The sequence below is a fragment of the Caballeronia sp. LZ034LL genome (genome assembly GCF_031451215.1).
Taxonomy (GTDB): Bacteria; Pseudomonadota; Gammaproteobacteria; order Burkholderiales; family Burkholderiaceae; genus Caballeronia.
The window spans coordinates 1,000,108-1,015,301 of record NZ_JARUXR010000003.1 but is presented as its reverse complement, the minus strand read 5'-3'; the positions used below and the strand labels follow the sequence as shown (position 1 = coordinate 1,015,301).

The following is a 15,194-nucleotide window of genomic DNA, read 5'->3' as shown; positions in this document are numbered from 1 at the left end:
GGCCTAGATATTCAACGCCCGCTTGTCCACCGCGAGCGCCGCCTCGCGCATCACCTCTGAAAGCGAAGGATGCGGATGGCAAATCCGTCCGATATCCTCCGCCGCCGCCTTGAACTCCATCGCGACGACCGCTTCCGCAATCAGATCCGACGCGTTCGCCGAAATGATATGCACACCGAGAATCTCGTCGGTCTTTGCATCGGCGATGATCTTGATGAAGCCATCGGTCTCGCCGATGCCCATTGCGCGGCCATTGGCGAGCATCGGGAACTGCCCGGCCTTGACCTCGCGGCCTTCCGCCTTCAGCGCCTGCTCGGTCTGCCCGACCCACGCGATCTCCGGGTGCGTGTAGATCACCCACGGAATGCAGTTGTAGTCGATATGCGGCTTCTGCCCGTCGATGATCTCCGCCACCAGCACGCCTTCGTCCTCGGCCTTGTGGGCGAGCATCGGGCCGCGCACGACATCGCCGATCGCGTACACGTTCGGCACCTTCGTCGCGCAATGACCGTCGACGGGAATGAAGCCGCGCTCATCGGCCGCCAGACCGATTGAATCGAGGCCAAGATTGTCGGTATTGGGCACGCGGCCAATCGATACGATCAGCCGGTCCGCCTCCAGCGTCTGCGCGTTGCCGTCCTTGTCTTGGTAGGAAATCGATACGCTCGACTCGGTCGTCTTCACGCCGTCAATCTTGACGCCGAGATGAATGGCCAGACCCTGCTTCTTGAACAGCTTGGCGGCTTCTTTTTGCAGCGCGGTATCCGTGGTGCCGAGGAATTCGGGCAGCGCTTCGAGAATCGTCACTTCCGCGCCGAGCCGACGCCACACCGACCCGAGCTCCAGCCCGATCACGCCCGCGCCGATCACCGCGAGTTTCTTCGGCACGGAGGTGAAGGCGAGGGCGCCTTCGTTGTCGGAGACGATCTTGTTGTCCACCGGAACGTTCGGCAAATGCCGCGCCTTCGAACCCGTCGCGATGATCACGTGCTGCGCGGTGTGGCTTTCGCTCTTGCCCTCGCCGCTCACTTCGATCTTGAAGTTGCCGCCATCCTTGCCGGCGAGCTTGCCGTGACCTTTGAGCCAGGTGATCTTGTTCTTGCGGAACAGGAATTCCACGCCGCCGGTGATCTTCTCGACGATCGCTTCCTTGCGTCCGACCATCTTCTCGACATCGACGGACAGGTTGTCCATCTTGATGCCGAAGTCGCCGAAGTGCAGCCTGGCCTTCTCGAATTCCTCCGACGATGCCAGCAACGCCTTCGACGGAATGCAGCCGACGTTCAGGCAGGTGCCGCCGAGCTTCGGCTTGCCGGCCGGATTGATCCATTCCTCGACGCAGGCGACCTTGCGGCCCAGCTGCGCGGCGCGGATGGCGGCGATATAGCCGCCCGGCCCGGAGCCGATCACGATGACGTCGAAATCGGCTTTCTGGCCCGTCGCGGCGGGTGCGGCTGCTTGCGCGGGTGCCGCGGCTTGCGCGGGTGCTGGGGCTGCTGCCGGTTTTTCAGCTGCCGGCTTTTCAGCCGCCGCCGATGCCTTCGCTTCGGTATCGATCACGGCGAGCACTTCATCGGCGTGAACGATGTCGCCTGCTTTCTTCAGCACTTCCACGAGCGTGCCGGCGCCGGGCGCGGGCACTTCGAGCACGACCTTGTCGGTTTCCAGTTCGACGAGCGTTTCGTCTTGTGCCACGGCGTCGCCCGCATTTTTCTTCCACGGCAGCATCGTCGCTTCAGTGACGGATTCGGAAAGCTGCGGAACCTTGACTTCAACCCTGGCCATTCAGATTCTCCTTGTGAGCGAGCGCGTTGTTCGCGATTGGAAACGTCCGGCGCGGCGCCTTGCGGACGCGGCCTGCCACGGCCGGCCCGGCGCGCCGAAGTCGTAGGATACGCCGTGTCCGTAGCCCGCGCGCGGCAAGGCACGGACGGCCGGTGCGTTTTCGTCGTCGCTATATTCGGTGGTATATTGCGAAAAAGCTTTCGACTGACCTTGCCGGGGCGCCATGTCGCGTCTGCGCGCGGCATCCGCGCTCGTCCTGGCCCTGCCGATCGAGCCCGAGGTGATCATGCAAACCCCGCCGTTCCAACTCGCGCGCACGCATGCCCATGCGCATGGCGACGCCTGCTGCCAGCCGGGCGAGGCCGTTCCGCGTCCGGTGCGCCGTCGCGCGCGCCTCGCGGAACTGGACTCGCATCTGCACTGCTCGGTCATCGGTACGTGTCTCTCGACGGGCGAGCTTCGCAAGCTCGTGCCGAAATTCACCGACCTCGACCGCTATCACGCGAGCGATCTCGAGATCCATCACGCGGCCGTGGAACTGGCGATTGCCGGCGGCGCGGGTGCGAAGGCGCTGCACAAGGCGCTCGACGAACGGTATTCAGGCGCGATCCGCCGCTTCGACAGCGCGCGCGATACCCAGGCGCTGCTCGATCTGTGGAACGAGGCGCTCAAATCCGGCGATATTCCGCCCGCTTACTGGGCCGTGATGTCGCATCCGCATGCAAGCATCGAAGTGCGTCAGTACGCGTTCGGCGAACTGCACATGCTGTCGCATCTGGTCGGCGCGGCGAATCGTGCGGACATTCGGCGTCTGGTCGCGCTCGAAGCCGAGAACCAGGAACTCGGCGACAAACTGGAGCGCCAGCAGGCGCGGGTGCTGGAATTGAGCGCCGAGCGCGATGCCGCCGTCAGGCAGGCGCATGAGCTTGCCTTGCAGCTGGCCGCGCGCAAGCCGGAGCGCTCGACCATCGAGCTCGAAGACGAAATCGAGCGTCTGCGCGAGAAGGTCGAGGACGGTGAGCAACGCCTCGCGCTGCATACGAGCCGTCGCGAAAGTGTCGAGCAGCGCGTGCTGCAGGTAGAGGAACAGTCGCGCGCATTGCGCAACAGCCTGGGCGAGGCGCAGGCGTTGTTGAAGGTGGTGCAGGCGGAATGCGCGGCGCTCGAAGGCGCGACGCTCGCCGCCGGCGACGAGCCCGAGACGCGCCGGCGCGCGGTCGAATGGCTGGAGGGGAAGCGCATCGTCTATGTGGGCGGCAGGCCGAATTCGAATGCGCTGCTCAGATCGCTGACCGCCGCGGCGGGCGGTGAACTGGTCGTGCACGATGGCGGCATCGAAGATCGCAAGGGCTTGCTGGCGGCAGCGCTGCCGAATGCCGACGCGGTCCTGTTTCCCGTCGATTGCATCGATCACGATTCGATGAACATGCTCAAGCGTGTCTGCGAACGTCACGGCGTGCCGTATTCGCCGCTGCGTACAGCGAGCGTGGCGAGTTTCGTGGAGTTCATCGGACGGCTCGGCGCGGGCCCGCGGGACGTCAGCCCGGCGTCACCGCCGCCGTCGGCGTTCTGCCTGCGTCACGGCTGACAAGATAGCTTTGCGAGCGCTTTCGGCCTCAGGGCTTGAGCAATTGCGTGAGCGAAGCGATCTGCCGCGCGCAGGCTGCTTCGGCCTGGGCTTCGACATCGCGATACAGCTTGATGATGCGTTCGCCGACCGGCGTGAGCACGCAGCCGCCGCCGCTTTGACCGCCTTGTTCGGAGAGCGTCGCGGGTGACTTGAGCGAGCGGTTCAGTTCGTCGACGAGCAGCCACGCGCGCCGGTACGACATGTCGAGGCTGCGTGCGGCCGCCGATATCGAACCTTGCTCGCGGATCGCTTCGAGCAGCGCAACCTTGCCCGGACCGAGCGCGATGGTTTCGCCTTTGGTGATGCGCATGCGAAAGCGCACTTCGGCCGGCTGCTTTGCCGTGTCCGCTTCCTTTGCGCTGTCCTTGGATTTGAGGGTCGTCGCCATGCCCGAGAGAATACACGAACGATATCGGCGCAATGGGCTATGACTGCTCCGGATAGCAGAACGCGTAATCCTCGCAGCCCGGACAACCCGGCGCGCATGTGGGCGTGACCCCTTCCGCGCAAGCCACTTCGTGAGCCAGAAACTTCTTCCAGCGCAGATTCGCCGTGTTCCGCGCGACCAGCGCGGGGTAGTGACGCTGCAGCATGTCGGTGACGTCGTCGCGGCCGTCGAGACCGAGATCGCGCCACAGATGATTCGGGCGCAAGGTCGCAGCCGAGATGATGGTCGCGAGACAAAGTGCGTCCTGCCACGCGTGTGTCGCCGTGCGGTCATGCCACATCAGCAGGCCGTGCAGACGGCGGACGAACGCATGATGCGGCGTCAGCATGATCTGTCGCGGGGCTTCCGGGGCATTCGACGCGTGCGGGAAATGACGGTCGATCAATGCGGCGAGTGCGATGCGATCAAGACCCAGGAGGGCCGTATCGCCCGCTTCGATGCGCGCGCCGATCAGCCGCGCGAACAGCACGGTATCGGCAGAAGGGGGCGCGGCCGCGTGAGTCAGCAACGCGCGCGCAGCATCGTTCATGGATGCGAGGTTCCCAGAATGTGCGCATCGACGCGCACGAGGCGTTTCATGTGCCGCGGCGCATGTACCGTGTCCGCGCCGGATACGAGCACCGGCAGGCCGTCTTCGACATCCAGTTCGCGATCCGCGCATTCGTACGCGACGATCACTTGCGCGCCGATCGGCGTGTTGAACAGCTCATGCCATGAAAAGCTGACCGCATAGCCGTCGTGCGCGTGCGCGAGGAACACGGTGCGCTTGAAATCCGTATTGTCCGGCCGACGCACGCCCGCCGCGTCCAGCAGCGTGCGCAACGGGACGCCGCGATAGCTTCCCATCGGACGAATATAGCGACCGGTCGAAAAGCAGATCAGATCGAACGGCTCGATGCGCGTGCAGGCGAATTCGCGCAACGCGGGGACATCGAGCCTGAGAGGCGTCTGCACCGCGCCACCGATCTCCACGTGCGGGCTGCGAATTTCCTGGCTGAGTGAAAGCATGTGAGCAGGGCTTCTGGTTGGGATGGGCGAAAGGACATCGAAAGCTGGGCGCTGGTTGACGCGGCTGCTTAGGACGGCTTGGGCCGGACATCGCTGTATCACTGAATATATTACGAGATCGGTGCTCATGACATCTCCCGCCGGACATGTCGTGCATATGCCTTTTCAGGTTTTCGGTGTTCGATTCTTGAAAGGCGCTGCATGTGCGGGTTGTCAGCGTGGCATCGGCAGGTCTCGATGCGTTTCTTTCGCCATCCATTCGATATTCACGCACAGAAAGGAATTTGTACGGATTCAACGCGGCCTAAAATAGTTCGGATGGCGTAGTAAAGGATGAGACTCATGGATCGCAGACGGCGTGCTTCGAGAGCATTCCAAGGTAAAGCTTGCGCTGGCTGGCGTCGCTTCAGGTAATTGCGACAGTTGCATTTGAGTCTTCTGCAAACGTTTTCTGCGAGGACGCGCACGTGCTTACGCGCAGCCGCCGGGCGCTCGGTTGAGTAGCGCACAGAACAACATTTCCAGACTGCCATTCTTGCCCCACATCGCGTTATCCGCATCACCAGAGGCGGCGCGACTGCTCATACGGGGAAAACATGAGGAACTCGAACAAATATGAATTGAGGACGGCACTCAGGCTTAGCGTGCTCGTCATTGCTGCGGCGATGTCCAATCTTTCACATGCAGCTTCCTCACAGGATGCTTGCGATAACCTGACATCGACGGGGTGCGCCGTCGGGACGCAGACCATGGCCGCGGCTGTACCGGCCGCGCAGACTGTGGCGCAGGCAGCGGTGTTGCCGGGACGCTCGGTTGCGTTGAGGAGCGGTAGCCGGAGCAATGGCACGTCGGGCGCCGGCACCTCCGGCAGCAGCACTGGTACGGGCAGCGGCAGCGGTAGCGGCAGCGCCGGGAACGGGGCATCCGGTCAGGGAGGCGGCGCGACGTCGGGAGGCGGCGCTGTGTCAGCCGGTGGACAAGGAGGCGGTTCGAGTTCGGGCGTGGGTGGATCGAGTGGCGGTTCGGGTGGGACGGGTGGAGGCGGAAGCACGGGCGGGGGTAGTACGGGCGGGGGCAGTACGGGCGGAGGTAGTACAGGCGGTGGTAGTACGGGAGGAGGTAGTACGGGCGATGGCGGTGGCGATAGCGGTGGCAATGGTCACGGCCACGGCGGTGACGGTCATGGGCATGGCGATGGCGGTCATGGCGATGGCGGTCATGGCGATGGCGGTCATGGCGATGGCGGTCATGGCGATGGTGGTCACGGTGATGGCGGCCATGGTGATGGTGGCCACGGCGATGGCGGCCATGGTGATGGTGGCCACGGCGATGGCGGCCATGGCGACGGCGGTCATGGTGATGGCGGCCACGGCGATGGCGGCCATGGCGATGGCGGTCATGGTGATGGCGGTCATGGTGATGGCGGGCATGGCGACGGTGGCCATGGCGATGGCGGTCATGGTGATGGCGGTCATGGTGATGGCGGGCATGGCGACGGTGGCCATGGTGACGGTGGTCACGGTGATGGCGGCCATGGTGACGGTGGCCACGGCGATGGTGGCCACGGCGATGGCGGTCATGGCGACGGTGGCCATGGTGACGGCGGTCATGGCGATGGCGGTCATGGCGACGGTGGCCATGGCGACGGTGGCCATGGCGACGGTGGTCACGGCGACGGCGGTCATGGTGACGGCGGTCACGGCGACGGTGGTCATGGCGATGGCGGTCACGGCGTTGGTGGCGGCAATGGCAGCAGCGGTCATGGCGACGGTGGTCATGGTGATGGTGGACATGGCGACGGCGGTCACGGTGACGGCGGCCACGGCGATGGCGGTCACGGCGTTGGTGGCGGCAATGGCAGCAGCGGTCATGGCGATGGCGGCCATGGCGTCGGCGGTGGCAACGGCAGCGGTGGTCACGGCGACGGTGGTCATGGCGACGGTGGCCACGGCGTTGGCGGCGGCAATGGCAGCGGCGGTCACGGTGACGGCGGTCATGGTGATGGCGGCCACGGCGTTGGTGGTGGCAATGGCAGTGGCGGTCACGGCGATGGTGGCCACGGTGACGGCGGTCATGGTGATGGCGGCCACGGCGTTGGCGGCGGCAATGGCAGTGGCGGTCACGGCGACGGTGGCCATGGTGACGGCGGTCATGGTGATGGCGGCCATGGCGTCGGCGGCGGCAATGGCAGCGGCGGTCACGGCGACGGTGGCCATGGCGACGGTGGTCATGGCGATGGCGGCCATGGCGTCGGCGGTGGCAACGGCAGCAGCGGTGGCCACGGCGACGGTGGCCATGGTGATGGCGGCCATGGCGTCGGCGGTGGCAACGGCAGCAGCGGTGGCCACGGTGACGGTGGCCACGGCGACGGTGGCCATGGAGCCGGCAGCGGTGGTGGCCATGGCGACGGTGGTCACGGCAACGGTGGTGGTGGACACGGCAACGGTGGCGGTGGTCACGGCAATGGCGGTGGCGGCCACGGCAATGGCGGTGGCGGCGGCGGTGGTGGTGGCGGCGGTGGTGGTGGCGGCGGCGGCGGTGGCGGCGGCAACCACTAACCTCGGCACAAGAACGCTAACTACAAAGCAACAAAGCACGAGATCGACCGGACTGGCACGTTTCGGCCGGCCTCGTGCCATCGACACACCCACGATCGACCCAAGACCCGGGCGCCGACCTCAATCAGCGCCCGGTTGTTCTCCCCTCGCAACGCCCTTCCATGCAATACTCCGCACCTGACATTCGCGAAAAACGGTCTTCCAGATCAGCCCGCGCGCGCAAGCCTCGCTGAAAAAGACCGCGCACACGTCACTCAAACCACTCGGTTTGGGCTGACCAGCGTTTCCTCCGACATCCCGTCGGAACCGTTACGAGCCGTCGTGTTTCCGCGCGATTCGCTCGTACTTACCGGAACGCGCCATGAACCCACCTCTCGTTTCCTCGACCGTCGCAGCGGCCCGCATTGCCATCATCGGTGCTGGCCTGGGCGGCCTGACGCTCGCCCGCGTCCTGCACATCAATGGAATTCGTTCGACGATCTACGAAGCCGAACCTTCTCCCGACGCGCGCTCACAGGGCGGCCTGCTGGACATCCACGAATACAACGGCCAGGCTGGCCTGAGAGCCGCAGGCCTCTACGATCGCTTTCTTGATCTCGTGCTTCCAGGCGAGGACGCGAAGCGCGTCGTCGACAGGCACGCGACCATCCTGTTCGACCAGCCCGCATCCGCCGCGCCCACGCGGCCTGAAGTCGACCGAGGCGCGTTGCGTCGCATGCTGATCGATTCGCTGCCGGCCGATACGATCCGCTGGGGCCACAAACTGACCCGTGTGCGCCGTCTGCAAGAGGGCGGCCACGAGATCGCATTCGACAACGGCGTCACCGGGCGCACGGCATTATTGATCGGTGCTGATGGCGCATGGTCCCGGGTTCGGCCGCTCCTGTCCGCTGCAAAGCCGGCCTACACCGGCACGACCTTCATGGAAATCAGCCATCGATCCGGCTCGACAGTCTCGACGGCAATCGAAACGGGCACGCTCATGGCGGTGGAACCGGGGAAGGGCATTCTTGCGCACCGCTACGCGGACGGCACGGTGCGTGTGTACGTCGCGTTGCAGAAGCCGCAAGACTGGCTCGACACGATCGACTTCAAAGAGCGCTCGTCCTCACTAACCCGGCTCGCGCATGAATTCGAAGGATGGGCTGCCGATCTGCGAGCCTTGATACTGGACAGCGAAACCGACCTCGTGATCCGCCCGATCCACGCCCTGCCAATCGATCATCACTGGGCACGCACTGGAACTGAAGGCGTGACCCTCGTGGGCGATGCGGCGCACCTGATGTCGCCGTTCGCCGGCGAAGGCGCCAACCTTGCCCTACAGGACGGCGCCGAACTAGGCCTGGCGCTGTGCGCGCATCGTGACGACATCGAGCAAGCGCTTGAAGCCTACGAAAGCGCGCTGTTCCCGCGCAGCGCCGCATTCGCCGATCGAACCGCTCGCAACCACGAGCGATTCTTCGGCGAACACGCGCCGCAGAGCGTGGTGGAACTGTTCGCGGCGCATTGAAGCAGCGCCGCGAACGCCATGCCCACGCTTAAGCCCGTCGCGCTCAGAAACGATGCCGCAAGCCCACGGTCGCCGAGACCTGGCTGTTCGTCGATGACGCCGACAGCCCGTTGATCGCCGCCGTGATGCCCGAGTCGCCCGTATCGCTCACGTGCTGATACACGCCTTGCAGATAGACGTCGGTGCGCTTCGAAAGCGCATAGGCGGTTTGCAGGCTGATCTGATTCCACTTCGGATCGACGCCCTGCAGATGGCTGTCGGTGAAGGTGTAGGCGCCGGACAGCGACCACGCGGGCGTCAGGTTATAGCGGCCGTTCACTTCGTAGTTGGTGAAGCGCGCGCTGCCGCCGTCGAGCGTGATGCCGCCCGTCACGCCCGATGCCGATGCACCGATGCCGGTCGCGCCGTCGAGCCGCGTCTGCGTGAAGACGAAGCCCGCCTGCGCCGGACCGAACGCATAGCTGATGCCCGCGCCGAAGGTGCGTTGACGGCTGGCCGCGAAGGTCGCGTCGTCGCTGACCGCGCCGCTTGCGTTCAGCGTCGCGCCCGCGTTGTTCAACTGCATGTAGCTCGCTGCCACGTTCAACGGCCCGAACGCATACGACGCACCGACGCTATAAGCGCGATTCGTCGCGAAGCCGCCGGCCTCGTTCGAGAAACCATACAGGCCGCCGAACTTGAAGCCGCCGTAGTTCACGCTCTGATACTTGACGGAGTTGCTGACGCGGAACGAGTTGTCGAGGTTGTCGTTGTCGAACGGATGCGCGGCCTGCGTTCCGCCATATTGCGTGCCGGTGAGCGCGAGCGGGCCAAGATAATCGACGACGGAATCGTACTGCCGGCCGAGCGTGAGCGCACCCAGCTGGTTGCTCGACAAACCGACGAACGCCTGCCGGCCGAACTCGCGGCTGTTCTGCCCGAGATTGCCGTTCATGATGTTGAAGCCGTTTTCGAGGGTGAAGATCGCCTTCAGTCCGCCGCCGAGATCTTCAGCGCCGCGCAGGCCCCAGCGGCTGCCGTTGACGGCGCCGCTCGTCGCCTGAATGTTGTGCGAGCCGCCCTGATTGTTCGTATAGGTCAGCCCCGCGTCGATGAGGCCATAGAGCGTCACGCTGCTCTGTGCATGCGCCGCGCCCGCGACGGTGCCGAGCACGGTCAGCGCGAATAAGGATTTCTTCACTGTGTTTCTCCAATAGAGCTTGAGGATGTGCCTGAGTTGCGCAAGACATGCATGCCTCGCGCGAACAGCCCGTCCGATCGACCGGTCGACGCGTCGGAGGCCGGATTAAATCACGGGCCTCGACGCCGTTCGTTCGTGCATTCGTTACGGAATGTTGGGCGTGCGCGGTTTCAGGCACGGCACCCAGGAGAAAACGCGTTTTGAAACAAAGTGTTCGCGCGCGGCCAGGCGTCAACCGCAGTCAGCCGCATTCAAGCGCGGTCAAATGCGGTAACTTCCTGGAAGATCTAGTGAGAGCGAAACGAATAGCGCTCGGCCTATTGCTGGGGAGATTCCTTGTGCAGCCACGACTCGACGGCCCGCGTCGTCAGCGCGCGTGACAGCAGGAAGCCCTGCAGTTCATCGCAATGTTCGCCGAGCAGCGCTTGCCGTTGCTCGGCCGTCTCCACGCCTTCCGCGGTGATCGGCAGGCCCAGACTGCGACATAGTTCGCTGATGGCGCGCACGATTGCCGCCGACTTCGGATTGCGTCCGAGACCGTTGACGAAGCCGCGATCGATCTTCACCCGCGTGAACGGAAAGCTTTGCAGGATGCTCAGCGATGAATAGCCTGTTCCGAAGTCGTCCATCGCGACGCCCACGCCAAGCGAACGGATCTCGTTGAGAATGCGGTGCGGCGTGCCCGAGGTCTCGAGCAGCGCGGTCTCGGTGATCTCGATCTCCAGCCGATGCGCCTGCAAGCCCGCCGTATTGAGCGAACGCAGCAGCACCCGCGTGAAGTCTTCATAGAGCAACTGCGCCGGCGAAACGTTGATGCTGAGCCGCACATGCGCGGGCCATTTCGCAGCATCGCGGCACGCGCGCTGCATGACCCACGCGCCGATTTCCGGCATCAGGCCGCGCTCTTCCGCAATCGGGATGAATTCGGCCGGCGAGATCAGCCCGCGCTTCGGATGATGCCAGCGCAGCAGCGCTTCGCACGCGGTCGTGCGGCCGCTGCGGGCATCGACGATCGGCTGGTAATGCACTTCGAGTTCGTCCGAGCGCAGCGTGCGGCGCAGGTCGTCTTCGAGTTCGTTACGCAGCCGCAGCGGATCGTTCATGCCGCGCTCGTAGATGCGAAAACAGTTGCGGCCCTCGCGCTTGGCTTTGTAGAGCGCGAGATCGGCTTGCTGCAGGACGTTGTCGGCATCGACGCTTCCCACCGTGCAGCACACGATGCCGATGCTCACGCCCACCGTCACCTCATTGCCGACGATCTCGAACGGCGTCACCAGCGCGTCGATGCAGCGCTGCGCGAGCGCGGCGGCATCGTCCGGCGTGCGTGCCCACGTCTGCAGGATGGTGAACTCGTCGCCGCTCAGGCGCGCCAGCTGATCGCTTGCGCGCAACAGCGAGCCCAGCCGCTGCGACACCGCCTTGAGCAGTTCGTCGCCCGCGTGATGGCCCAGCGTGTCGTTGACCACCTTGAAGCGGTCGAGATCGAGATAGAGCAGGGCGAACGGATGCTCGGGCGTGACGGCATCGACGAGATGCTCCAGGCGTTCCTTGAAGCTCACGCGGTTCGGCAGGTCCGTCAGATGATCGTGATGCGCCAGATGTGAGATGCGCCGTTCGGCGGCGCGGCGCTCGGTGACATCCTCGATCGTCGATACCCAGCCGCCATGCGACAGCAGCCGCGTTACGACCCCGATGCTGCGACCGAGGTGCTGGAATTCGATGTGGGTCTGCTCCTGTCCCAGCGCGGAGCCGCGCAGCAGATTGCGGCGCAGTTCGTCGACTGCATTGGCCGCATCGTCCCGTGTTCCGGTCTTGCGGTCGCAGATGCGGCGCAGCACGGTGCGCAACGAGATGCCGGCGGGCAGGCTGCCGGCGGGAATCGAGAGGATGCGCGCGAACTGGTCGTTGCACAGCACCAGACGGCCGCGCCGGTTGAACAGACATAAGCCTTGCAGCATGTTCTCCAGCGCGAGGTCGAGATTGCGCGTGGTCTCTTCCAGCGCCAGCGAGGTCTCGCGCTGCTCGGTGCAGTCGCGCGTGATCTTGGCGAAGCCGAACAGGTCGCCACGGTCGTCGTAGATCGGCTGGATCAGCACGTGCGCCCAGAACTTGGTGCCGTCCTTGCGGAAGCGCCAGCCCAGCGCCTCGAACTTGCCATGGGCGCGCGCGGTGTCGAGTCCGTGTTGCGGCAGCCCTTGTTCCTGGTCGCGCGGATCGTAGAAACAGGAAAAATGCTTGCCGACGATCTCGCTCGCCTTGTAACCCTTCGCGCGTTGCGCCCCGGCGTTCCAGTTCGACACGATGCCGTTCGCATCGAGCATGTAGATCGCGTAGTCGGTGACGCCTTCTATCAGGAGCCGGAAGCTGCGCTCGTGATCGCGCGTCTGCTTCTGCAATGCGCGGGCCTCGGTGCGGTCGCGCGTGACCTTGGCGAAGCCGAACAGCTCGCCGTTGTCGTCGTAGATCGGATCGATGACGACATGCGCCCAGAAGTGCGTGCCGTCCTTGCGCACGCGCCAGCTCTCGGTTTCGTACTTGCCCTGCGCGAGCGCCGTCGCGAGACTGCGGGCGGGCAGGCCCGCGGCCTGATCGTCGGGCGTGTAGAAGCAGCTGAAATGCCTGCCGACGATCTCATCCGCGCTATAGCCCTTCGTGCGTTGCGCGCCGGCATTCCAGTTCGACACGATGCCATTGATGTCGAGCATGTAGATGGCATAGTCGGTCACGCTCTGCACGAGGAAGCGGAAGCGCCGTTCCTGATCGAACGCGTATTCACTGACGCGCCGTTGCTCGGTGCAATCGCGCGTGATCTTCGCAAAGCCGAACAGGACGCCGTGTTCGTCGCGCAGCGCATCGATGACCACGTGCGCCCAGAAGCGGCTGCCGTCCTTGCGCACGCGCCAGCCTTCGGCTTCGTACTTGCCGGTGGTGCGCGCGGTTTCCAGATTGCGGTCCGGCAGGTTGTTCAGCCGTTCCTCGACGGAATAGAAACAGCCGTAATGGCGGCCGATGATCTCATCGGCGGCATAGCCTTTGGCTTTCTGCGCGCCCGCGTTCCAGGTCGTGATGATGCCGTCCACGTCGAGCATATAGATGGCATAACCGGTGATGCTCTGCACGAGCCGCCGGTACACCCGTTCGCTGGACGCGTCCGCGTTGCCGCAAGTCAGGAAGTCTTCGTCGTTCATACGTTGATCAGGCTACGCGGAAGGTGGACACGGCATCCGTGAGGCGGCGTCCCTGGTCATCGAGCGACTGCGCCGCCGCCGCGGCCTCTTCCACCAGCGCCGCGTTTTGCTGCGTGACCTGATCCATCTGCAAGATGGCGTGACTCAATTGCTCGATGCCCCGGCTCTGTTCGCTGGACGCCGCCGCGATTTCGCCCATGATGTCGCGCACCTTGGACACGGCCTGCGTGACGTCCGTCATGGTCACGCCGGCCTTGCCCGCCAGCGAGGAGCCTTCGGCAATGCGCTCCACCGAGGTGTCGATCAGCGCCTTGATTTCCTTCGCGGCACTCGACGAGCGCTGCGCGAGGCTGCGCACTTCCGCCGCGACGACGGCAAATCCGCGTCCTTCCTCGCCCGCGCGTGCAGCTTCGACGGCGGCATTGAGCGCCAGGATGTTCGTCTGGAAGGCGATGCTGTCGATGATGCCCGTAATGTTCGCGATCTGGCTCGAACGCGCGCTGATCTCGGACATGGTTTCGATCATGCGGGTGACGGCCGCGCTGCCGTCGCTGGCGACGGCGCTCGCACTGGCCGTGAGCGCGTTGGCCTGCTGCGCGTGCTCGGCGTTCTGGCGCACGGTCGTGGTGAGTTCCTCGACGCTGGATGCGGTTTCTTCGAGCGATGCCGCCTGCTGTTCGGTGCGGGTCGACAGATCGACATTGCCCGATGCAATCTGGCTCGAACCCGTGGCGATGTGATCGGCGGATGCCCGCACATTGCCGATGAGTTGCACGAGATTTTTCTGCATGGTGCTCATCGAGGCAAGCACGCTGTCGCGCGGGGCAGCATCGGCGTGGGCGACCGGCGCCAGATCGCCGCTCGCGACGCGTTGCGCGACGGCGCTCAGCGCATCCGGTTCCGCTCCCAGCGCGCGCATCACGCCGCGCGTGATGACGAAGCCCGCCAGCACGGCGCCCAGCGCCGCTAGCGCGCAGACGCCGCTCAGCAGGAGGCGCGCGGTGACGTAATGGCGTTCGGATTCAGTGACGAGCTGTTCCTCGCGTCGCTGCGTCAGTTCCGAATAATCTTGCGTCGCCTTGACGAGCGCGGCGAGCAGCGGACGGCAGTCGTCGTTGATGCGCGCGATGGCTTCCTCCCGTTGCCCCTTCAGCGCGAGATCGACGATATGCAATGCCACTGGCCCGTAGAGCGCCTCGACGCGGTCGATTTCCGCCACGCGGGCCCGCACTTCCGGCGTGACATCCTGCGCGCCGGCCACCATGTCCTTGAAGGAACGCAAGTCTCGCTGCACGTCTTCGTGCGCTTGCGTGACCGCGGCTTTCTCGAGTTCGATATCCTCGGGCCGAGTGGCCAGCACGAGATTGCGCGCCGCGATGGCGCGCCGGTCGACATCGGTCCGGATGTGTTCGGCCAGCGTCGCGCGCGCATTGATGCCGTGCACGTAGGACATGAAGCGTGCGTCGGATTCACGCAGCGCCTCGATCGAAAGCGCGGCCACGATCAGCACGGCCGCAGTGAGCATGCCGAATCCGAGCGCGAGTTTGGTCTTGACTCGCAGTTTCCCTGACATGGTTGTTTTTCCTTGTTCGAGTTGTCCGAAGGCGTTTTTTAGTGGTCGCTTAAGCTTTCCAAGCGGCCTTACGGCGTGTTGGGACAGGACTGAACGGTGGACAACTAGTCGACGGTCATGGCAAACGTTAGCGAATTGATGCGCAGCAAATATTTTTTATCGCGCTCCCTGATTTACCGACCGCGAGCGTGTCACTGAGCAATTTTTTCGCGCTGTCGAAAGCCCTGCGAGCCGCGTCCGCAAAGGCTCCCCGGTTGATGCGCACAAGAGGATACGGGTCGGAAGGAGATGGTTATCGGGTAGACTGCCGGGTA

At 64.6% G+C, this 15,194-nt stretch carries 10 protein-coding genes; 2 read left to right on the top strand and 8 right to left on the bottom strand.

The features are described from left to right. Positions 1-3: 3 nt before the first annotated feature. Positions 4-1,785, bottom strand: coding sequence for a dihydrolipoyl dehydrogenase (gene lpdA, locus QCE83_RS25740; RefSeq protein ID WP_309818075.1), 1,782 nt, complete (start codon positions 1,783-1,785; stop codon positions 4-6). A gap of 286 nt (positions 1,786-2,071) precedes the next feature. On the opposite strand from lpdA, the gene QCE83_RS25735 reads away from it, so the two are divergent. After that, positions 2,072-3,373, top strand: coding sequence for a DUF2325 domain-containing protein (locus QCE83_RS25735; RefSeq protein ID WP_309818071.1), 1,302 nt, complete (start codon positions 2,072-2,074; stop codon positions 3,371-3,373). Positions 3,374-3,401: 28 nt separating this feature from the next. Here QCE83_RS25735 and QCE83_RS25730 read toward each other — a convergent pair whose 3' ends face one another. The 4 genes from QCE83_RS25730 to QCE83_RS25715 form a co-directional block, all read right to left on the bottom strand. Next, positions 3,402-3,803 carry a LysR family transcriptional regulator gene (locus QCE83_RS25730; protein ID WP_309818066.1) on the bottom strand — a complete coding sequence of 134 codons (402 nt, stop codon included), beginning with the start codon at positions 3,801-3,803 and terminating at the stop codon, positions 3,402-3,404. 37 nt (positions 3,804-3,840) lie between these two features. Then, the gene (locus QCE83_RS25725) at positions 3,841-4,392 is read right to left on the bottom strand and encodes a nitrogen fixation protein NifQ (protein ID WP_309818064.1); all 552 of its coding nucleotides are present in this window, start codon (positions 4,390-4,392) and stop codon (positions 3,841-3,843) included. Then, complete coding sequence (locus tag QCE83_RS25720) at positions 4,389-4,871, bottom strand: molybdopterin-dependent oxidoreductase (RefSeq protein ID WP_309818756.1); 483 nt, start codon at positions 4,869-4,871, stop codon at positions 4,389-4,391. Before QCE83_RS25720 ends, QCE83_RS25725 begins: the two co-directional genes overlap by 4 nt. 965 nt (positions 4,872-5,836) lie before the next feature. Then, a complete protein-coding gene (locus QCE83_RS25715; RefSeq protein ID WP_309818061.1) occupies positions 5,837-7,426 on the bottom strand; it encodes a hypothetical protein in 1,590 nt (529 codons plus the stop codon). A 364-nt stretch (positions 7,427-7,790) separates the two neighbouring features. On the opposite strand from QCE83_RS25715, the gene QCE83_RS25710 reads away from it, so the two are divergent. Next, on the top strand, positions 7,791-8,939 hold the full coding sequence (locus QCE83_RS25710) for an NAD(P)/FAD-dependent oxidoreductase (protein WP_309818058.1): 1,149 nt from the start codon (positions 7,791-7,793) through the stop codon (positions 8,937-8,939). A gap of 43 nt (positions 8,940-8,982) precedes the next feature. Here the strand turns inward: QCE83_RS25710 and QCE83_RS25705 are convergent, their stop codons facing one another. The 3 genes from QCE83_RS25705 to QCE83_RS25695 all read right to left on the bottom strand — a co-directional run bounded on the left by QCE83_RS25705 (position 8,983) and on the right by QCE83_RS25695 (position 14,880). Beyond that, positions 8,983-10,119, bottom strand: coding sequence for a porin (locus QCE83_RS25705; protein ID WP_309818055.1), 1,137 nt, complete (start codon positions 10,117-10,119; stop codon positions 8,983-8,985). Positions 10,120-10,436: 317 nt separating this feature from the next. After that, positions 10,437-13,307: an EAL domain-containing protein gene (locus QCE83_RS25700; RefSeq protein WP_309818051.1), complete on the bottom strand. Its 2,871-nt coding sequence runs from the start codon at positions 13,305-13,307 to the stop codon at positions 10,437-10,439. 7 nt (positions 13,308-13,314) lie between these two features. Continuing rightward, positions 13,315-14,880 (bottom strand): methyl-accepting chemotaxis protein, encoded by a 1,566-nt coding sequence (locus QCE83_RS25695; RefSeq protein WP_309818049.1) that lies wholly within the window; start codon positions 14,878-14,880, stop codon positions 13,315-13,317. Positions 14,881-15,194 lie beyond the last annotated feature (314 nt).